Origin of the sequence: Bacillus cereus group sp. TH152-1LC, assembly GCF_027710505.1 — a bacterium.
GTDB lineage: Bacteria > Bacillota > Bacilli > Bacillales > Bacillaceae_G > Bacillus_A > Bacillus_A mobilis.
In genome coordinates, this window is sequence record NZ_JAQFNK010000001.1 from 57,088 (window position 1) to 76,977 (window position 19,890).

The following is a 19,890-nucleotide window of genomic DNA, read 5'->3' on the forward strand; positions in this document are numbered from 1 at the left end:
GACGGTGTTTTATTTTTCCTTGTAGCATCCTTCCCTTCCTTAATAACTCGTGTCGAATGATGCCTTATCTTAAATAATTAAATAAAAAAGCTAGTAAAATACTAGCTAAAGTTACGTTCTACTGTAATTTCAATTTGTTCAAATAAATGAATAACAAATCTTTTTAAAAAATTTAGTGCGGTTTCTAAATAGATTACTACATTTTGTTTTTGACCATTAATTTCAAAATATGCTAATGGTTGAGGTCCATTAAAAAAGTTAATTGTAATAGGTAATGTTTGCGTAATACTCTTTTCATGAACAATTTCATTTCTAAATTGGTAAAAGAAATTCCACAAAGCGCTATCTCTATTATGCGTGTAACGATGAAGAATATTTTTAATTGTTTTGGTTGTCTTTGGATGTTTATAGACTGTACTTAAATTCACCTTGCTACTTTCAATTCCTAATTTCATAGTTCTATTAATTATATGCATAATAATATCGGCAGTTGAACGCATAGCGATTACAAAACTTTCGGTTTCATAATAAAGAGGATTGCATACTTCATCGTAATAGTTATCCATATTAAAATCTGTTGACTTTTCTAATTTTTGTTTTATATTGACCAAATGATAGCTAGTTTTGTTGTATTTGAATTCTAAACTATCAAGTAACTCAACTAATGCATCCCACTCTTCATCATTATAATAGTCTGAGAGTTTATCAGATAATTTTTCAATATGATTCTTCATTTTCTCACCCCTTTTCTAAATCGTTTAAGTAAGTTTTGAATGTGTCGTTGTTTTTAATACATATCATATTTCGTTACAAAAATTAACTTTTTTTGTTTTTTTGTTTTTTGTTTTGTGTAAGGTGGTGGTTCCACAGTGTTTAGTATTCAAGAATCCAATGTACAACACACGATTCTTCTTAGCCTTAAAAATGGATTTATGAATGAAAGCGACATAATAGATGCGCTTGAAGTGGAAAGTTTATCGAAAGAAAAATTGCAGGCGATAAATAATTATGTTTTAGAAGAAGTTAATATTAAATTTGTTACCAAAAAAGATGACAGTAAGATTGTAAAAACAAAAGATAAAGTAGATGAAACGAAAGATGATGATTTAAAAGACTTAGATGATTTAGAGCCAGATTTAGATTCTGAAGAAGAAATATTTTTTGATGAGGATGATGATTTTGAGTTATCGCCTGAAGATGACGACGGAATTGAAGCGGAAGATGGAATAAAAATTTACCTAAAAAAAATAGGAGATATTCCTTTACTTTCTCCGGAAAAGGAATACATTTATGCGAAGCAAGCTAGTGAAGGCGACACTAAATCTAAGGAATTACTAGCTGAATCTAATCTTAGATTAGTTATTTCTATAGCTAAAAAACACATGGGAAGAGGCATGCCCTTCTTAGATTTAATAAATGAAGGAAATATCGGACTTATGAAAGCTATTGATAAGTTTGATTATACAAAGGGATATAAGTTCAGCACATATGCAACTTGGTGGATAAGACAGGCTATTACGAGGTCTGTAGCTGATAAATCTAGGGTTATTCGTATTCCAGTTCACATGATTGATACAATTAATAAAATGAAAAGAATCTTTAAACAAATGACACAGGAATTAGGAAGAGACCCTTTAGATGAAGAAATGGCTATTGCTATGGATATTACTCCAGAAAAAGTAAGAAGCTATTGGAAGTATGCACAAGAAACAATATCTACTGACATTCAAGTAAAAGGTAGTGAAAGTAGCAACTTAAATGATTTTATTCAAGATAAAGACAATCCTACTCCGTATAAATCAACAAGAGATGCTATTCTCAAAGATGCTTTGGAAGAAGCATTAGATTCATTAACAGAAAGAGAAGAAATGGTTATCAGGCTTCGTTGGGGATTGGATGAACAAGACCCTAAAACATTAGAAGAAGTAGGAAGAATTTTCGGTGTTACTCGTGAACGCGTAAGACAAATTGAAGCTAAAGCGGTACGTAAACTTAGACACCCTAGCAGAAGTCAAAGATTAAGAGAATTTTTAGATGAGTAAAAAACGTCAGGTTCCCCCTGGCGTTTTTTGCTTAGAAAACGAAATATATACTTTGTATATACATGTTTGTATACTGTGTATATACAAGGTATGTATTTAGTATATAAAAAGTATATTAATTTTTTAACACAAGTATGCACAAAGCTATTGACAACTATATACCTTAATATGTTATAGTTTAGTCACGGTAAAAAAAACCAAAAAAATAAAAAACATAAATAAGGGAGATGCAAGTTATGTCTACAAGTTATGAATTCAAAATGGGTAATGATAACGGCAATGCGAACCATGATGCAGTTATCAACAATACATTCCTTACTCAACCAAACGTAAATCGCCGAATTTTCAATTTAAAAGGTTATGATAATGTTTCTACTACTACAGCCTTATCTGAAATTAATGATAGAATAGTAGCGACAATTACATCGCCAAGTGTAAGTTCAGGAATATATTTAATAGGACATAGTGCTCTAAATAGTGGTAAAAAGCCAAATGAATTTATGGTAGGTTACGAAAAGAAAAGTAATTCTGAGATTCCTATGATTAATACTTTAGGTCTTGTAAGTGCATATGCAGTGAAAAATCATTATGAAAAAACAAGAAGACAACCTCAAAATGGAGATACTATTAATGTATCAATTGAAATGACAACTGCATTGCCAATTAGAGAATATTATGAAGACAAAAAGTATAAAGAAGTATTCACTGAAAAGTATTTAACTGGACCTCATACTGTAATGGTTCATTTAGGTGAAGTGAATGTTAAGGTTAACATAGAGTTCAATAAGGTTTATGTAACGCCAGAAGCTTCTTCTGTATATTGGTTCCTTGATAGTGTAGAAGGTAATGAAGAATTATCAAATGAACTATTTAAAGAATTAATGGAAGAATACAATTTAGAAAGTGTAAGTGGTAAAAAAGTCTCTAAATCTAGAATTCTTCATGTAGATATCGGCTCAGGAACAACAGAATTCCCATTAACAACTCCTAGTCCTGACCCTGCGTTTATTACTGGTAAAGATTTAGGAATTGGACATGCAATTGATGCTATTCTTTCTGATTTTGGAAATGAAATCAATATTCCTGAATTAACTCGTTTAGAATTCGACCAAATTTTAAGAAAAGAGAGAAATCCTCAATTCCATACAAAAGCTTACAATAAAATCGAACCATTCTTAAGAGAACAAGCGAATGATATCTTAGAAGAATTAAATCGTCAATTGCGTGCTGCTAGACTGGATGTTGACTATATTTTAGTATATGGTGGAGGAAGCATCCCGCTTAAAGAATTCATGTATGAAGAAGTAAAGAGTCTTGCTGAATCTACAGGAAAAGCACAAGTAATTTACGCACCAGCTTCATTAGCTGTAAAAATGAACGCTTTAGGTTTAAATGCATTTGTTAATCACGAAGTTTTCCAAAAGAAAACAGCGGACCAAACAGCTAAAGTAGCAGAATCTGTAGAATAATAAACTATTTAGTCCCTCTTTCAAGAGGGACTAAATATGTAGAGCGAGGTGAAAAAGGAATATGAAAAAGAATAAAGAAGAAGAAATCTTTGCACAGGCTATAGAAGAATACCCTATTGATATATCAACAGCTAAAAGATTTTTCAAATTAGCTAAGGATAGGACAGGTAATGTTAAAACATCTGACGATGGAACACCGAAACTTGAAGGAAAACAACTAGGTTTTAGAATGCAGTCTAAAGATGCTTATTCCCCTACCCTGTTAAGTTGGATAGAAGCACAGGAAAATTTCTCTGATTCAATGCGCTATCTTATGGAACAAGAAATATTGCTCAATGGTGTGAGAAACTTAGCAAAATACATACCTCAAGTTCGTGATTTAGAAGGAGCAATTAGAGAACAACAAGAAAGCCAACTAGAAGAAACGATTAATCCTTCTAGTGTTGTTTATGTTCCAACAGAAAGCCCAGTAACAGTCCCTACGCAACAACCAGTTAGATTTGAAAATGAAAGACCGATTGTTAATGTGTTAGAAGATACGAAAAAAGAAGAAACTTTCGCTGTTCCTGTTGAAAAGGTTACTGTTGAAGAAAAGGTAGAACCAAAGACAGTGGAGCCAGAAGTGAAAAAAGAAGAAGTAAAAATCGAGCCAGTTGTTCAACCTCAAACTGTTGATGTAGCTGTTCCGGCACAAGAAAAAGAAGAAGATAAAGAAGAAGATAAAGAAAAACAAGAATTCTATGATAATTGGTAAAAAAAGAGAGAGCTTACGGCTCTCTCTTTTTATTAAAGGTTATGATTTTGTATGTTCAAGAGATTCAGTTTCATTTCCAAACATGGTTAGTAACTCTTTCTCATAATTCACTGAAACATATTCTTCGATAAATTCGTTCTTCTTATCCATGTTTTCTATTTTTTTACGGAATATCCCAACTTTTATAAAACGTTCGTCCTCTGGTTGTTCCATCCATTTTAATTTAGCTTCTTTTCTAAGTTTATCAACCACCCTACGTTGAGTTATTAAATCCTCTAGTCTTCTTTGTCTCTGAGTAGCTTTATCCTCTAGCAGAAGTTTCTTGCCTAGTTCTTCTTGTGCAAACTGAGAGAAAGCCTCATTTAAACCTTTAAATTGAGTAAGCATTTCTTCTTTTAACTCTTCACGTATCGATTGAATGTGTCTCTCCGTAATAAGCGCCGTGTCATCTTCATCGGGTATGTAGTCTGAGCGGATTTCTAAATTTGCATCTCCATTTTGTAAAGATAGATAAATAGCTTCTAGTGTCCATCCTTCGTCTCGCTTTTGACTAATATATTTTGCTATCTCTAGGTCTAATTCATCATAGACTTTCTCTTTCCCCACCCTTTGTACGTAATGAATTTTTTCTTTTTCAAGGTCTTTGAACCAATTGTCGACTGTATTATTGTGTTTGCCGATGAATTTGGCGAATTTTCCAATCTTCCAATATTTATTTTCAAGTTCCTCTTGTACGGTTTTCATATGGTTCCTCCTTTACTTATATAATATTATAATACCACTTGTACTCTATATGTAGCATAAACCTACATATAGAACAACTGTAGAATTTGTAGGATAACACAATTATTACACAAAAAATTAAATAAAAAAACAGTTTGGCGTCATAAAAAACGCCAAACTGTTTACTTTTCGATTTTTGTGTTCTCTTGTAGAGTTTCTCTGTTAATTTTAAAAGTTCCATTTTTTAATTCTTGTAGAATTTCATCATGAGCTTCCTTAACAAAGTTTTTTCGCTCTTTGATTTTATTTATCGTAGGCATATAGTCCTCTTGTTGTAAAGGATTTCTACCACGGATTTCTTTTTCCTTAGCTCTTTGTGCTATTAAATGCACTAATTCATAACGATTGAATTCAGACATTTCGTAATCCCCTCCTCTCTTTCATCAACCAATAAGTCTTTTTAAAACATTTGTAATTGTGTTCTCTTGTTTAGAATGCAATTCTAATTCTTCTTTTTTTGCCAAATCTTCCAGTCCTAGCTTAACCATGTGTTTTACATCCTGTATGAGTTCTTCCCCTTTTGTAGAAAACTCTCTATGACCACAAATAATGCATTCCAATGTTGGAATTTTATCTATGTTTATTCTTCTTCTTCTTTCGTCTCGTGTTTTTATAGAATGAGAAGTTTTAATAAGTTTAAATTTTCCTTTACAATCAGGACATTTGTGTGTGATAGTTTGCATAATGTGCCTAGAAAACTACTAGGCTTCCCCCCTTTTTCTATTGTGAGATTGTTCTTCATTACCTTTTGCATATCTTTTTTTTGCAATTGTTTCCGGAGACAAAAAAGATAAGATAAAGTAACCGGAAGATGTTAACACAATACCTTTCATGGCTTTCCCCATTTGTGCATTTATAACTTTGTCTTGTGCTCTTGCCAATTTCAACATTTCTTTGATTGGTTGCGAATCTTTTTGTAATATTGCAGTAACTTGGTTATTTGGGATATGATTATCTCCCCCACAAGACATAATAGATAATCCAGTTTCTTCTGAATAACGTTCTGCTAAAGTTTTAGGTTTCATAGATGATAAAACTACAAAATTATCTGATGTGAGAATAACGGATTTTACACTGCGACCAAACGTAGCATCTACCAATCTTTGGTTTAGTTCTGCTTTTGAAATCATTGGTTTGATAGACCTAGTATCTCTAGATAATATAGCCAATATTTTATCTGATGGAAGAAAGTTTTCGTGTCCAATTGGAATTACAGCTGTTCCCATTTATACTCTCCTCCCTTCTACTTTTTAAAATGAAAATCTATTCTCACCAAAAGTTTGATTTTAGAATAATTTCTCTTAATAAAGCGATTTCCATATAAAAATAAGCAAAATACATACATAACGCACTTTTATTTAAGTATTTTTATTTAAAAACGCAATTCCTTTTGAAAAAACAGAAATAAACGGCAAAGTTGAGAAATTTCAAAAGAGATGTTTGGCTTTGGAAATAAATAGATAAATAGTTCGTAATTTTTTAAAATATAGAGAATATTATTTTACTCATTTATCTAAATGTGGTATAAGCTACAAAGTTTGAATGTTTATAGATAACAGGAGGGGTATTATGGCAATAAATGTTATGATTGTGGACGACTCCATCTTCATAAGAGTTTTGTTGAAGGATATTTTAGAAAGTACAACTGAAACAGAAATCAAAGTAGTTGCTTCTGTGTCTAATGGTAAAGAAGCAATAAAAGAAGTGATGTCAAATAATAAAATTGATGTGATAACACTGGATATTAAAATGCCAGAGATGGATGGAATAGAAACATTAAAAGAAATTATGAAGATTAGAAGAATTCCTGTGCTTATGATTAGTTCTTTAGTAAAAGAGGGAGCAAGAAAAACATTGGAGGCTCTTGATTTAGGGGCTATTGATTTCATAACAAAAGATAACGATGAGTCATCTAATTCTTTCTACGATAAATCCGATGAAATTCGCTCAAAATTAATCGCTGCTTCAAAAAGTAAGGTAATTAGTTATGAAATGGCTACAAGTAAAAAAATGACCTATAATCATGCGAATATAGACCATATTGTAGCAATTGGTTCATCGACAGGTGGACCGACAGCGCTTAGAATATTAATGTCTACTATTCCAAAGGAATTTAATGCCCCTATTGTAATTGCACAACACATGCCAGAAGGTGGATTTATTCAGTCTTTGGCAGAAAAGTTAAATGGACATTCATATTACAAAGTAAAAGAAATTGAAAATGGAGAAGAAGTTAATAAAGGATTTGCATATCTTTGTCCAGGAGGTTACAGTGTTGAAGTTTTTAAAAGAGGTAACAAATTGCATTTAGTATTAACAAAAAAACTTGATACTAAAAGTGTCTATAGACCTTCAGTAAATATGTTATTAGCATCTGTTGCGAGATTAGATTCTAATATTAATAAAACAGCGATTGTTTTAACAGGTATGGGTGATGACGGTGCTCAAGGGGCATTGGCTATACATCAATCGGGCGGAACTGTTATTTGTGAAAGTGAAAAAACTGCGGTTATTTATGGCATGCCCAAAAAGGTAGCAGAATTAAATATACCTAAACATATTGCGGATATTGATAAAATATTCAAGTATATTAATAGAAAAAAATAGAGATGCGAATTCGTATCTCTATTTTTATTTAATTAAAATTTATTGTTTTGCATATTCTTTTAATTGTTTATTTATGTTTCGAATTTGATTACTTAATTTATGGAATTTTTCTTCATCATTTTCTTCAACGACTTGATGCAGTGAACTAAGAATTTCTTGTTTTTTCTGTATTAAAAATGCTTTTTCACTTTCTTCAAATTGTTTAAGATATTCTTTTTCTTTGTTTATGTAAAAAGGTAATTCTGCTTCTTCATTATACCAATCAGGAAATCTTCTTAGTGTTACAAAAGCATCAACAATGTTGCATTTTGTTTCTTCCATCATGTTTAATATTTCAAGGTAATCTTCTTTCGTTACTTCGTTTTCTGCAAAACCTATTCCTACAAATAGAATTTCGTTGGTACTTTTAAAAAAGGTTTCTATCTCCTTGTATATATCTTCTGGAGTATAACTTACTTTTGATTCAAAAGTATGAGGTGCCTTCCCTTTTTTCTTAGTTATGATTGAAAAATACGGAACTTCAAAAATAAAACTTTCTGATGGAGCGGTTGAAATAAACACTAGATTTTTCACGCCATTATGGTCTTTCACAAAGCGTAGTCGTTCAGGATATTTTGCAAGCAAATCATAAACAGGAACAATATCTTTTGGAATTGTATATTCCATAAGTTTATTTAAAATGTTTTTATTTCTTTCTGTTATCATTTTCAACTCTCCCCGACACATGGTTAATAATTTTAGCTCTCTTTTATTAATCTTGTATATTTCAAATTCTTTAAAATAATTATAAAAATAAAATTGCTTGTTAAGGTATTTTATTTTGAATTGCAATCCCCTCCCCTGCTAATAAGGAATTGGTGAGGAGGCTCATCTTTCATAAAAAATACATCCCCTAAAAAAGCCTATTATTATTTTATTATTATTAATTCAATAAAATCCTTGATATATTGCTTAAATGATATGTAATGTCCTTATCCTCGGAAATTCATGTTGAAAAACCAACAATTTAACCCAAAAAGAAATAAAAATCAATTTTTTTGTGAAAAAAATGTTAAAGTTCGTTTTTATCCCTTCGTTACATAGAGTGTAAATATTACTGGGGGGTAATTACATGAAAATCAATACAAATATAGTAAGTATGCAAACACAAAATAATTTAAGAAAGAATAGCATGAATTTAGAAAATGCTATGAACAGATTAAGTTCTGGTAAAAGAATTAACACTGCGGCTGACGATGCAGCAGGATTAGCAATTTCATCAAGAATGCAAACTAAAATGCGAGGAATGGATGTAGGAGTTAGAAACTCAAACGATGGTATTTCTTTAGTACAAACAGCTGAAGCTGCTTTAGGCTCTATCACAAATATTTTACAACGTATGAGAGAATTAGCAGTACAATCTGCCAACGGAACAAATAATACAACAGATAGAGATTCGTTAAATTCTGAGTATACACAATTGAAAACAGAAATAGACCATATCGCAACTAATACTACCTTTAACGGCGTTGATTTATTAAATGCTGGTGCAGCTGTAATTAAAATTCAATTATCAGATGTTGCAAATGACTCGATGGATATTAATTTAATCGATGCACAAACATCTGGAATGAATCTCGCGGCAGCTGGTGGTGCAGCAGGTTTAAGTGCGGACATCACTTCTGCGGCAAATGCTTCAAATGCTTTGTTGCAACTTGACGAAGCAGTTACTGAAATATCCGATAAAAGAGCAGGTTTTGGTGCTAGTTTAAATAGATTACAATTTAATATTGATAATATGAGTTCAATGTCAACTAATTTAGCATCTGCTAAATCTAGAGTTGAAGATGCTGATATGGCAAAAGAGGTTAGCGAAATGACAAAGAATAAAGTTCTTGTTCAAAGTGGCATGGCTATGCTATCTCAAGCAAACCAAAATCCGCAAATGATTACTCAACTATTACAAGGTAACTAAAAAACGACTTTTTAAGTCGTTTTTTTTCAGTAATTAATCGTTATTTTTTTCAATTTCCAAATTTTAATTCTGAATTAAAATAAAATAATTTCATAAAACCCTGTTTTTTGTTTTTTGTTTTTATATACTGACAATACAAATTAAATGTTGACAACTATTACTGAGGTGAAATATATAATGCTGCGTATTCAAATAGGACAACCGCGTGTTGGCAAAACAAAAGTAGTAAAAAAAATGATTAATGAATCCAAAAAACGAAAATTGATTTTCGATTTTAATAACGATTTTAATGATATAAAAGGAGTTATAGCGGATTTAGAAAGCTATCACCCATTAATGGAAGACCTTACGCTTGAAGAAGTTAAAATTCTAAATGCAGGCTATCTACAATCAAGTAGATGTTTATATAGAAAAGCAGAAGATATTTTCAGAGAAACAAAAGAAGAAAAATTACCAAATATTATTCAAGAATCAATTGAACGTTTAAGTGTTTCTTTGGATGATAAATGGGGCGAGCCGGAGTATGCTAGACAATTAGTAGAAAGAATTCCGAAAAAAATTATCCTGAAACAAAAACCTTTAACACATATTATAGAGTTGTTAGAAGAAAACGAAGTAGTCATTGTTAAATCAAAAAGTATTCACTCCGACCATTTAAGAGCAATGATGTATATGCTTCTTTATAAAGTTAGTCAAAGAAAAGACTTAGATGTCAACATTATTGCGGATGAAGTATCTACCCTTTTCTTCAAAGGAAATATTAAGCTTCTTTTCGAAGTAATTGATTCTAAATCATTAGACATTGTTATCTCATGCAATAGACCTTCTAATATTCCTAAAACAATGAAACCTATTGTGGATGAATGGGCTTTATTTAAAAACACAGATAAAAGTGAAGTACGTTATCTGTCACAACATTTTGATGTTGGAAAAGAAGTTGATTTTGCAAATATACCTGTAGGGAAATATGAGATTCATAAATAGAAAGGTGATTGAAAATGGTCGTATCTATACATATTGAAACAGAAGAAAAAATAACAAGTGAAATGAAAAATGTTTTCCTAAAAAGAGCGAGTATTAAAAGAAATAAACTATCAGAAGATATGCAGTTGAAAAAAGTATTAGATGAAAATATCTTTAAAATGGGGCATATTCTTCTTGATTTGCACGAGGCGTTCAATATTCAACCAGAATATGAACCGTTAACAGAATTTGAACACTTCAAAACAGTTGGAGATATTAAAACATATCTGGAAAATAGAACTGCTTAATTAAAAATAAATACAGAATAGGTGGAGGGTTTTCTCTCCTCCTATTTTTTATTATTAAATTCAAAAAAGAAAAAAGTAAGCTTGAAAATATATAATTCCAAGCTTACTATTTTTAAAATGGTTTAAAAATAGATGGAGCCAAATAAAATGTAGTTCTTTCTGCTGGTTTCTTTTTATCAACAATATCACCGAATGCGTTTTTCTTACGTATATTTAATGACCCCTGTTCTATGATTACTTTGTTTTCTTTCCCTCTCCCCTTCTCAACTACAAGAGAATATAGGTCTTTTTTAAAGAAGCCTTTTTTGTTCCAATTCACTTCATTCGTGATATCTTCTCTTTTTAAAAATATAGTGGATAGTTCTTTTGTACTTTCGTCATAAAGTAAGAAGTATATACCTTGAACGTGGTCATTACTTACATAATAATCCCTTATAACGGTAAATTCTATTTTAGTTAACGGAGTAAATCTTGTTTCCAATTCAAACACCTCTTAATATGAAACAATACGCATATATAATAACGAATGAAATGCCCTCTTTCTAAAACAAAATGTCTAAACTGTTATTGAATTACTTAGTAAGTAAGCTCAATTATTTTTCGCAGAAATGAAGAAAAAGAAAGGGTTTGAAGAAAAATATTGAAAATACTAAATTACATATTAACAAAATCGTGGAACATTCGTCTTTAAGAGGAAAGAGGAATGCGCATGAGACTTATAAAATCATTTTTTCCGGCACTTATAATATCATTGTTTATTTCATTGCTATTAGTAGGTTTATTCTTCAGAAGAATTGAAGGAACGGAAATTAAAAAAGATACTTTTTTACTTAATACAACACCAACTGTTGTGTATGATAAGAATGACAAACCACTGGCTAGGTTTTATAACGATAGAAGAGAAATTGCTAAGTATAATGAAACACCAAAGGAAATTATTGATTCCATTATATCAACTGAAGACAGAGTGTTCTTTGAACACGCTGGAATTAATGTAAAGGCTATTAGTCGAGCAGCTCTTGCTATTCTCCAAGCAGATGGTTCTTTGGTACAAGGAGGAAGTACGTTAACGCAACAGTTAATAAAAAATACTCATTTAAATTCTAAAAAATCATTCGACAGAAAATTTAAAGAAATGGTATATGCTACCGCACTAGAGAAAGAATTTAGTAAGGAAGAAATCTTAGAAATGTACATGAATGATGTTGAGTTTTTATGGAGAGCATATGGGGTAAAAGATGCTGTAAGGACTTACTTCGGTAACACTTTTGAGCAATTCAAAAAGCTTCCAAGAGAAGAACGGATTGCGAAAGGTGCATTAATAGCAGCTCTATTAAAATCCCCTACTCAATATGACCCATTCAGACACCCAGAATTGGCTCTTGAAAGAAGAAATATTGTTCTTAAAAATTTAAAAACAACTAAGAAAATAACTGAGGAAGAATATCAAAAAGCACTACAAAAACCACTTATGGTTTTAAGTAAGCCAAGAATGGTATTTGATGAACAAAAAGTTAAATATCAAGAACTAGTTGATTACGCAATATTTGAGACTGCTAAAAAACTGAATGTATCTTCTCATGATGTATTAAAGGGCGGTTATGCAATTCATACATCCTTTAATACTGATGTTTATACCATTATCCGCAAAGAATATGAGAAGGATGAAAACTTCCCCGAAAATGCTGTAGATGGAACAAAGGTTGAAAGTTCTACTGTATTAGTGAATCCCAAAAACGGTGAACTAATTGCATTTACAGGAGGAAGGGACAAACCAAAACCTGAAGATTTTCTAGGGTTTAACCGGGCATATCGATTAAAAAAACAACCTGGTTCCACGATTAAACCTGTTGTCGCATATGGTCCAGCTCTAGAATCAGGAAAATTTACTCCTTACTCTAGTTTGTTAGATGAAAAAGGTCATGTATTCCCTGGTGGTTATGTTGTAAAAGATTGGGATAACGGTGGTCGAGGATATGTAACAATGAAAGAGGCTTTAAGGCAATCTTGGAATATTCCAGCTGTTTGGACTTTACAACAAGTAGGTCTAAATTATGCTAAAGAATATGCTAACAAATTAGGAATAGACATGTCGCAAGAAAAAACACTCGGAGTTGCATTGGGTGGTTTCGAAGGTGGCGTAAGTCCATTAGAAATGGCGGATAGCTACCAAGCATTTGCAAACAAAGGAATTAGAACACCTGCCCATGCAGTTAAAAAAATTGAAGATGCAAATAAAAACATTCTGTATAAAGCTGTTACAGAAAAGAATCCTGTTATTAAACCTCAAAATGCGAGTGATATAAAGGATATGCTTCGTAATACAGTAGCAAACGGAAGTGCACGTAAAGCCCAAATTCCTGGTAGAGAGATAGCAGGAAAAACAGGAACTGTACAACATCCATTAATTAAAGGGAAAGTAAATGCAGATGTTTGGTTTGTTGGTTTTGACGAACAAATAGTAGGTTCCGTTTGGATGGGATTCGATTCCATTAGTAGTAAACGATATTTGAACGTAAGTAGTGGTTTTGCGGCTGAATTCTGGTCTCGATTGGGTGAAAAGATTTTAAACTATTATGAAGCACATGGTGGATTAGATAACCCTGAATCAATTGAAACAACACCAAAACCAGATAGTCAACCTCCTACCATTAAGTTAAATGGAGAATCAAGCATAACATTGACTGAAGGTGATGCTTATACCGAACCAGGTGCAACGGCTTCGGATGAAACTGATGGTGACATTACTGGAAATATTCAAATATCAGGAACAGTGGACGCTAATAAAGCTGGCACATACACTATTACATATAATGTTAGTGACAAAGCATTGAATACAGCATCCGCTACAAGAACAGTAACAGTAAAAGCTAAAGAGGTAGCTGTTATACCAATGAATTTGCAAACAGAATCTTATGATAATAACTCATCTTTCTATTTAAGTTGGGATAACATGGGTGATAGTGTGAAATACCAAATATATAGAAATGGTGAACTATTACAAGAGTTATTTACTAATAGTTTCCTAGACAGTAGTGTTAATCAAGGAGAAGATTATCAATATCAAGTTGTTGCATATTATCCAGATACAGGGCAAAAAATTGGAGAATCAGCAGTTCAAACAGCTCAATTGGCGGTTGAAACTCCATCAGAACCTGTTACAGAACAACCAGTTACTCCAGATACTACTTCAGAACAAAATCAAATTAATTCAGAACAACCAGTAACACAGTAAAAAGAAGGGAATCTTCCCTTCTTTTTTTGTACATAAAACTTGATTTAAAACCAAATTATGCTATTCATTCCACAGAATTAATCTTTAAATGGAAAGGAATGATTAGATGAATGATTTGGAGAGAATATTACAAACAATGGTTGATAAAGGTGCAAGTGACTTGCATTTAAATCACAATACTAGAATTTCTTATCGAATAGATGGGAAAATAATTCAAGATGGACCGATAATAAGAGGAGACCAAGTATACGCATTAGCATTATTTGCTATATCACCAGAGCAACAAAGAACATATTACGAAAAGAAATCGATTGATTTTTCTTACGCTTTAGGAAAAACAAGATTTCGCGGAAGTTTAATATTTCAAAAAGGACAACCGAGTTGTGTATTTCGTAAAATAAATACAGAAATTATACCAATAGATGAATTAAACTTACCTTCTGTAATTAAAGAAATGGCTCTACTATCTTGGGGAATGATTCTTGTTACAGGACCAACAGGTAGCGGTAAATCAACCACTCTTGCTAGTGTTTTGGATTATATAAATGAACAAAAACATGGACATATTGCCACGATTGAAGAACCCGTAGAGTATATTCATAAGAATAAAAATTGTATTGTTACTCAACGTGAAGTCGGAAGAGATTCTTCTTCATTTGCAGAAAGTATGAAAACAGTATTAAGACAAGACCCAGATGTTATTCTTGTTGGAGAAATGCGTGATTTGGAAACAGTTAGTGCTGCTGTTACAAATGCTGAAACAGGTCACTTAGTTTTAGGAACGTTACATACAAATACGGCTCCACAAGCAATACAACGTATAGTAGATATGTATCCTCCGGAGCAATCTAGAATTGTAAGAGCACAATTAGCTAATAATTTAAAAATGGTTATTAATCAAAGACTTGTTCCCCTTCCTGGAGGAGGAAGAAAAGCATTGTATGAAATTATGGTATTAAACGAAGAAATGAAAGAATTAATACGAAAAGGAAAAGATGAATTCTTGTATGAAGCGATGGGCAATGCTCCAGAAATCGGAAATATTATCATGGACTTTCAATAACAAAAGAAAAAGAGGTGAAATAATTTCACCTCTTTTTTATGATTATACAGTTTTAGTTTTTAACATTCCATCCTTCATATCAACAAGGAAACGTTGTGAAGGTTGAGAATTGAACCCAATTTCTTTATCTTTGCTTATAGCTTCTTCCATTCTTTTTGATTGAAGAGCTACACGTTCTTTATAATCAAGGAATTCCATAATTTGTCGTTCCTCAGGTAACCCGAAGAAATGATTATGAGTGTTTTTAAAGACTTTAAAAGCATTTTCTAAAGCAGCGTGTCTTTGTTCACATTTTCTATCGTATTCTTCCACAATCATTTGATTTTCTTTTCGAATCATATCAAAATCTTTAGCAAGCATTTCGTAGTCTTCTTTTTCTTTCGCAAGTGCCGCTTCTAATTCTGCGATTCTTTTTTCTGCTTGTTGTTGTTGTTGAGCATTATGAGCATTTGAAGCTGCAATAATAGAAAGTGTTTCAAGACCATTTAAAAGATTTGTAAGTTCGTCTTTAGCATTAAGAGTCTCAGCCTCTTCTCCAATTACTCTGAAGTTATTAATTAAGCTAGATAGTATATTAAAAATACTTCTATCCGCTTTAGGTTTGTTAATGTTATAGTCTACAAATTCGTTTTTGTAATTTTTAGAAAGAGAAACATCATTGTTAGGTGCCTTAGTATTTGTTGGGGCACTCGTTGTAACTTCTTCTGATTTAACAACAGATTTTTGATTCTGAGTTGAAGGTACTTGTTCAACTTTGGATACTTCTTGCTGAACTTCTTTTCTTTCAGAATTAACTTGTGCAGTTTCTTGAATTGCAACAGTTGGAGTTTCTTCTGTAGTTACTTTTTTAGGACGACCAGGACCACGTTTAACAGTTGGAGTTTCAGAATTTACTTGTACTTCTGTTTTTCTAGGACGACCAGGACCACGTTTAACAGTATTTTCTGAAGTAATTACTGTGTTATTACCTACAGCAACAACAGTCTTTTTACCTTTTCTCGCTTGAGATAAAACTGTTTGAAGGTCTTCGCCTTTATCTACACGTTCTTTGATTTGATAATATTTATATCTAACACCTGATGTTGTTTTATCTAAAATGGCAGAGATATTCTTTTCAGCTTCTCCATAATTTAGACCTTCTACTTCTTGTGCTTGATTTATATAAAACCATAAAATTCCACGTTCTGCGGGCATCCAATCTTTTCCGCCTCTTTTAGGTTTATCACCTCTCACATTTTTTTTATTTTTGTCCTTTAATTCTTTTTCTACTATTTCAAGTTTTAATTTAGCAAAAAGATTATGATATTGATACAAACTAATTTCAGGTTTTAGATTGTGTTCTTTCGTTAGAGAGTCTAATTTTTCTACGATTTCGTTATCAGATTTAGCATCACCATTATCTTCGAAAATGAAGTCATGAAGTGATTTTAATGCATTTGCAAGCATCTGAACTCCTCCTTAATAAGCTCTTAAATAATTTCATTTTTTTATAGTTTAATTAGTTCTAACATAACATACATCACTTAACTTTAAAAGGGTAAAGAATTAAAAAAATCTTCGTTTAGTGTATGTTTTCGTCAAAAATAATGTATTAAAAAACTTTCTCAAAAATTGTTCTACTACTTACATTTCCAATTTTAGCACAAAAAATACAAAAAACAGTAAGAAAAATTGTACAAATTTCAACTTATTTGTTATTAGGTTTTTGCTTTTATAAAAAGGAAGTGAGCAAATGAGTGATAACGAATATGAACTAGAAGATTTAGATTCAATGTTGGATGTTGATGTTGATTCTGAAAATGAATTAGATAATTCAAGTGAAAATAATTCAAATGAAGAAAATACAGTATCCAAAAACAACAAAAAAATTAGCGAATTCCAGAAAGAACTAGAATTATTATTTGCAGAATTCGAAAAGGCAAAAGCAGAATCTAAAGAAAAACAAATGCATGCAAAAGAATTAAAAGATGAGATTATTTATTTGATGGATGAAAAAGGTGTTGATGAAGTAATTATTAATGGTTTAGATTCAGTGGTTTTATTATCTATTACTTATCCTGAAAGAGAAATTTTGGATAGAAAATCATTAGCTCAAGCATTATCAATTTCACAAAAAGAATTATCTAAACCAGAGGTTATCATTGCTTTAACAAAAGAAGGTAAATTGACAACAGAAATGATTGAGAAATTTACAATTGTCGAAGAGCGCATGCAATTCAGTTCTCAAGATTATAATCCAAATGAAGAATAAGAGCGACTGGGACTGCCAGTTGTTCTTTTTTTATAGTTATTATTTTTATTTTATAACAAGGTAAAACAAAATATTCCAACAATTAACGAATGAATTAACCCAAATTAAGAAAGGGGATTTGTTTTTTGAATAATTATATTCTTGATACCAATGTATTACTACACGACCCAATGGCTTTTAAGCATTTTAGAGAAAATCATGTAATAATACCAGCCATTGTTCTTGAAGAATTAGAATCCAAAAAGAAAAGAATGGACAAACTAGGTGAAACCGCTCGTACGTTTGTTCGTGAATTAATGAAAATTAGAGAAGAATCCGGAAAAAAATTAGGAGAAAAAATCGAACTTCCTGGTGGTGGTTCTTTCAGTATTGAGATGAATCATCAGAATTTCGATGGTATGGGAGATTTTGCTGATAAATCCATTAAAGATAATCGCATTCTTGCTGTAGCTAAAAATATTTATGATGAAACAAAAGCTGCTGGACAAAAAACAATACTTATTTCTATGGATGCATTGATGATTGCTAAGGCTGACGTTCTTGCAAAAACATTGCCTGAGTATCTAAAAGCTGAAAAAGAAGGAAATAAATTCGATGGTCTGGAAGCACAATTGTATAAACATGACCGTCTAGTAGAAGATTCTGATTCTATACATAAAGGTATTCACCACATTTTTGTAGATGCAGAAAGTATTTCTGAATTTTATCGTGACGGGCAAATTCGAATTGAAAACATAGAAAATCGTTTTACGAATGACTTTTTTGAAGGTGATTTCGTTGTAATAAAAAACGAATTAAATCCTAAATCTTCAGCAATGGGGAAAATTAAGGATGAATCAGGAAAGCAAGTTATCACTCATTTCATTAACACTGACGCACACTTTAATCATGTAACTCCTAGAAATGCAGAACAACAGATGTTAGCAGAAGCTTTGTTGGATTCACAAATAAGCCTTGTATGTGTGCGCGGAGAAGCCGGAAGCGGAAAAACTTTACTTTCTGTTTCAGCTTGTATTGAAATGATGGAACAAAAAGGACAATACAATTATAAAAAACTTCTAATTGCACGACCAATTGTAGGAATAGGAAAAGATATTGGAGCATTACCAGGAGAATTAGAAGAGAAATTAAGACCTTGGATGGCTCCTATTTACGATAACTTGGAATATTATTTCAAAGCTGAAAATCGAAATGAACTTGAAAATATTTTAGCTAAAAAAGACTTTTTAGAAGTCCAGGCATTAACGCATATTCGAGGAAGAAGTTTACCGAATCAACTAATAATCATTGATGAAGCACAAAACTTAACTCCTCATGAAGTAAAAACAATTATTACGCGTGCTGGAGAAGGAAGTAAGGTTATTTTATTAGGTGATACAAGACAAATTGACCATGCTTATTTAGATGAAATTAATAATGGATTAACATATGCTATTGAACGAATGAAACCTCATAAAGAAGTAGCTGTGTTGAAATTGGAAAAAACAGAACGCTCTAGATTAGCAGATTTAGCAGTAAAAAGTTTATAAAAAAAGGGTTTGGAGTATTCTCCAAGCCCTTTTACCCTTTTATGGTGTAATCATTTCAATAAGTTCTTCTCCACTTGTACCACCTGGTATATTAATTCTTTTTAAAAGATACGGGTCTGAGTATTTCGTATTTAACCCTTTTTTCGTGCTATACCCCAATTTGAAACCTGCACCACGAACCATTTTTATTACTTCTTTATTTGTTTCACCAAAAGGATAGCTAATAGCAATAGAATTAACCCCAAGATTATTTTGAATTCTTTCTCTGGATTTGAATAAATCCTTAAAAATTCTTAGAAAATATTGAGACTGCATTTCATATTCCCCTTGATAAACTAAGGCAGATTCTTTGTGAAGAGAAAGTAATTCTTTATGATGAAGGTTGTTTGTATGGCTTTGTATCTCTATAGAGCCGCTTTGTATCATATCATGTGCGTTTTTCCATGAGAAATGAGGCAAACTACCTGGTTCCTTGCCTACTTGACCAGTTATGGTAAAAATGGTTGCTTTCATCTCTAAGTTTTTCAGAATAGGATAAGCAATTTTATAATTACTCGTATATCCATCATCAATAGTAATTACTATTGGCTTTTTCGGCAGCGGTTTTTTGAGATAATAATAATCAGCTACTTCTTGTTGCGATACAGGAGTATATCCTTCTTTTTTTAATGTGGTCATTTGTTCATAAAATTCTTTTTTTGTAACGATGGCGTTATTTGAAAAGGTTTCATCAAAGTGATGATACATAATGACAGGGATGACCGGAGTGTTTTTATACAATGCACTAACGGATATGGTAAATATAGAAAAGATAATTGCACTTATAACAATCAAAATGATGACAACCATACTTAATTGAAAAGTTAATTGATTTTTCTTTTTTGAAGTTTGAATCCTCAAATAAAAATCACCTCTCCCCTACCCTAGATAGC

At 31.6% G+C, this 19,890-nt stretch carries 20 protein-coding genes; 11 read left to right on the forward strand and 9 right to left on the reverse strand.

Annotation, left to right across the window (positions count from 1 at the left end; all coding sequences use genetic code 11):
* Nucleotides 1–101 precede the first annotated feature (101 nt).
* Nucleotides 102–734 (reverse strand): hypothetical protein, encoded by a 633-nt coding sequence (locus PDL00_RS00280; protein WP_270725256.1) that lies wholly within the window; start codon nt 732–734, stop codon nt 102–104.
* A 135-nt stretch (nt 735–869) separates the two neighbouring features.
* On the opposite strand from PDL00_RS00280, the gene PDL00_RS00285 reads away from it, so the two are divergent.
* The 3 genes from PDL00_RS00285 (at nt 870) to PDL00_RS00295 (ending at nt 4,265) form a co-directional block, all read left to right on the forward strand.
* Nucleotides 870–2,042: a sigma-70 family RNA polymerase sigma factor gene (locus PDL00_RS00285; RefSeq protein WP_270725259.1), complete on the forward strand. Its 1,173-nt coding sequence runs from the start codon at nt 870–872 to the stop codon at nt 2,040–2,042.
* 236 nt (nt 2,043–2,278) lie between these two features.
* Nucleotides 2,279–3,511, forward strand: a complete 1,233-nt coding sequence (locus PDL00_RS00290; protein ID WP_270725261.1) for a ParM/StbA family protein — start codon at nt 2,279–2,281, stop codon at nt 3,509–3,511.
* Nucleotides 3,512–3,572: 61 nt separating this feature from the next.
* Complete coding sequence (locus PDL00_RS00295; protein ID WP_270725264.1) at nt 3,573–4,265, forward strand: hypothetical protein; 693 nt, start codon at nt 3,573–3,575, stop codon at nt 4,263–4,265.
* A 39-nt stretch (nt 4,266–4,304) separates the two neighbouring features.
* Here the strand turns inward: PDL00_RS00295 and PDL00_RS00300 are convergent, their stop codons facing one another.
* The 4 genes from PDL00_RS00300 to PDL00_RS00315 form a co-directional block, all read right to left on the reverse strand.
* Nucleotides 4,305–5,009: a hypothetical protein gene (locus tag PDL00_RS00300; protein WP_270725266.1), complete on the reverse strand. Its 705-nt coding sequence runs from the start codon at nt 5,007–5,009 to the stop codon at nt 4,305–4,307.
* A 161-nt stretch (nt 5,010–5,170) separates the two neighbouring features.
* The gene (locus PDL00_RS00305; RefSeq protein ID WP_270725268.1) at nt 5,171–5,407 is read right to left on the reverse strand and encodes a DNA-directed RNA polymerase subunit omega; all 237 of its coding nucleotides are present in this window, start codon (nt 5,405–5,407) and stop codon (nt 5,171–5,173) included.
* A 24-nt stretch (nt 5,408–5,431) separates the two neighbouring features.
* Entirely contained in the window at nt 5,432–5,731 is a 300-nt protein-coding gene (locus PDL00_RS00310; protein WP_098007340.1) for a hypothetical protein, read from the reverse strand.
* A gap of 18 nt (nt 5,732–5,749) precedes the next feature.
* On the reverse strand, nt 5,750–6,274 hold the full coding sequence (locus PDL00_RS00315) for a DUF370 domain-containing protein (protein ID WP_098517580.1): 525 nt from the start codon (nt 6,272–6,274) through the stop codon (nt 5,750–5,752).
* Between the two features lie 343 nt (nt 6,275–6,617).
* Here PDL00_RS00315 and cheB point away from each other — a divergent pair, with 343 nt between their 5' ends.
* Nucleotides 6,618–7,655: a chemotaxis-specific protein-glutamate methyltransferase CheB gene (gene cheB / locus PDL00_RS00320; RefSeq protein WP_270725274.1), complete on the forward strand. Its 1,038-nt coding sequence runs from the start codon at nt 6,618–6,620 to the stop codon at nt 7,653–7,655.
* 39 nt (nt 7,656–7,694) lie between these two features.
* Here cheB and PDL00_RS00325 read toward each other — a convergent pair whose 3' ends face one another.
* Complete coding sequence (locus PDL00_RS00325) at nt 7,695–8,486, reverse strand: hypothetical protein (RefSeq protein WP_270725276.1); 792 nt, start codon at nt 8,484–8,486, stop codon at nt 7,695–7,697.
* A gap of 280 nt (nt 8,487–8,766) precedes the next feature.
* Here PDL00_RS00325 and PDL00_RS00330 point away from each other — a divergent pair, with 280 nt between their 5' ends.
* The 3 genes from PDL00_RS00330 to PDL00_RS00340 all read left to right on the forward strand — a co-directional run bounded on the left by PDL00_RS00330 (nt 8,767) and on the right by PDL00_RS00340 (nt 10,880).
* Nucleotides 8,767–9,609 (forward strand): flagellin N-terminal helical domain-containing protein, encoded by an 843-nt coding sequence (locus tag PDL00_RS00330; RefSeq protein WP_098517577.1) that lies wholly within the window; start codon nt 8,767–8,769, stop codon nt 9,607–9,609.
* A gap of 177 nt (nt 9,610–9,786) precedes the next feature.
* Nucleotides 9,787–10,593: a hypothetical protein gene (locus tag PDL00_RS00335; protein WP_098517576.1), complete on the forward strand. Its 807-nt coding sequence runs from the start codon at nt 9,787–9,789 to the stop codon at nt 10,591–10,593.
* Between the two features lie 14 nt (nt 10,594–10,607).
* Nucleotides 10,608–10,880, forward strand: coding sequence for a hypothetical protein (locus tag PDL00_RS00340; protein ID WP_098007164.1), 273 nt, complete (start codon nt 10,608–10,610; stop codon nt 10,878–10,880).
* A gap of 112 nt (nt 10,881–10,992) precedes the next feature.
* On the opposite strand, the gene PDL00_RS00345 is transcribed toward PDL00_RS00340, so the two are convergent.
* On the reverse strand, nt 10,993–11,361 hold the full coding sequence (locus PDL00_RS00345; protein ID WP_098517575.1) for a hypothetical protein: 369 nt from the start codon (nt 11,359–11,361) through the stop codon (nt 10,993–10,995).
* 228 nt (nt 11,362–11,589) lie between these two features.
* On the opposite strand from PDL00_RS00345, the gene PDL00_RS00350 reads away from it, so the two are divergent.
* Nucleotides 11,590–14,115, forward strand: a complete 2,526-nt coding sequence (locus PDL00_RS00350) for a transglycosylase domain-containing protein (RefSeq protein ID WP_270725280.1) — start codon at nt 11,590–11,592, stop codon at nt 14,113–14,115.
* 106 nt (nt 14,116–14,221) lie between these two features.
* Nucleotides 14,222–15,178: a type IV pilus twitching motility protein PilT gene (locus tag PDL00_RS00355; RefSeq protein ID WP_098007161.1), complete on the forward strand. Its 957-nt coding sequence runs from the start codon at nt 14,222–14,224 to the stop codon at nt 15,176–15,178.
* A 42-nt stretch (nt 15,179–15,220) separates the two neighbouring features.
* Here the strand turns inward: PDL00_RS00355 and PDL00_RS00360 are convergent, their stop codons facing one another.
* Nucleotides 15,221–16,624, reverse strand: a complete 1,404-nt coding sequence (locus PDL00_RS00360) for a hypothetical protein (protein WP_270725283.1) — start codon at nt 16,622–16,624, stop codon at nt 15,221–15,223.
* Between the two features lie 286 nt (nt 16,625–16,910).
* Here PDL00_RS00360 and PDL00_RS00365 point away from each other — a divergent pair, with 286 nt between their 5' ends.
* The gene (locus tag PDL00_RS00365; RefSeq protein WP_270725285.1) at nt 16,911–17,429 is read left to right on the forward strand and encodes a hypothetical protein; all 519 of its coding nucleotides are present in this window, start codon (nt 16,911–16,913) and stop codon (nt 17,427–17,429) included.
* A gap of 125 nt (nt 17,430–17,554) precedes the next feature.
* The gene (locus tag PDL00_RS00370; protein WP_098006643.1) at nt 17,555–18,958 is read left to right on the forward strand and encodes a PhoH family protein; all 1,404 of its coding nucleotides are present in this window, start codon (nt 17,555–17,557) and stop codon (nt 18,956–18,958) included.
* Nucleotides 18,959–18,997: 39 nt separating this feature from the next.
* Here PDL00_RS00370 and PDL00_RS00375 read toward each other — a convergent pair whose 3' ends face one another.
* Nucleotides 18,998–19,858: a polysaccharide deacetylase family protein gene (locus PDL00_RS00375; RefSeq protein WP_098006642.1), complete on the reverse strand. Its 861-nt coding sequence runs from the start codon at nt 19,856–19,858 to the stop codon at nt 18,998–19,000.
* Nucleotides 19,859–19,890 lie beyond the last annotated feature (32 nt).

Bases quoted from the DNA above. Each gene is read 5' to 3' on its own strand.
- PDL00_RS00280 (WP_270725256.1), bottom strand. From the start codon at position 734: ATGAAGAATCATATTGAAAAATTATCTGATAAACTCTCAGACTATTAT.
- PDL00_RS00290 (WP_270725261.1), top strand. From the start codon at position 2,279: ATGTCTACAAGTTATGAATTCAAAATGGGTAATGATAACGGCAATGCG.
- PDL00_RS00295 (WP_270725264.1), top strand. From the start codon at position 3,573: ATGAAAAAGAATAAAGAAGAAGAAATCTTTGCACAGGCTATAGAAGAA.
- PDL00_RS00300 (WP_270725266.1), bottom strand. From the start codon at position 5,009: ATGAAAACCGTACAAGAGGAACTTGAAAATAAATATTGGAAGATTGGA.
- PDL00_RS00305 (WP_270725268.1), bottom strand. From the start codon at position 5,407: ATGTCTGAATTCAATCGTTATGAATTAGTGCATTTAATAGCACAAAGA.
- PDL00_RS00310 (WP_098007340.1), bottom strand. From the start codon at position 5,731: ATGCAAACTATCACACACAAATGTCCTGATTGTAAAGGAAAATTTAAA.
- PDL00_RS00315 (WP_098517580.1), bottom strand. From the start codon at position 6,274: ATGGGAACAGCTGTAATTCCAATTGGACACGAAAACTTTCTTCCATCA.
- cheB (WP_270725274.1), top strand. From the start codon at position 6,618: ATGGCAATAAATGTTATGATTGTGGACGACTCCATCTTCATAAGAGTT.
- PDL00_RS00330 (WP_098517577.1), top strand. From the start codon at position 8,767: ATGAAAATCAATACAAATATAGTAAGTATGCAAACACAAAATAATTTA.
- PDL00_RS00335 (WP_098517576.1), top strand. From the start codon at position 9,787: ATGCTGCGTATTCAAATAGGACAACCGCGTGTTGGCAAAACAAAAGTA.
- PDL00_RS00340 (WP_098007164.1), top strand. From the start codon at position 10,608: ATGGTCGTATCTATACATATTGAAACAGAAGAAAAAATAACAAGTGAA.
- PDL00_RS00350 (WP_270725280.1), top strand. From the start codon at position 11,590: ATGAGACTTATAAAATCATTTTTTCCGGCACTTATAATATCATTGTTT.
- PDL00_RS00355 (WP_098007161.1), top strand. From the start codon at position 14,222: ATGAATGATTTGGAGAGAATATTACAAACAATGGTTGATAAAGGTGCA.
- PDL00_RS00360 (WP_270725283.1), bottom strand. From the start codon at position 16,624: ATGCTTGCAAATGCATTAAAATCACTTCATGACTTCATTTTCGAAGAT.
- PDL00_RS00365 (WP_270725285.1), top strand. From the start codon at position 16,911: ATGAGTGATAACGAATATGAACTAGAAGATTTAGATTCAATGTTGGAT.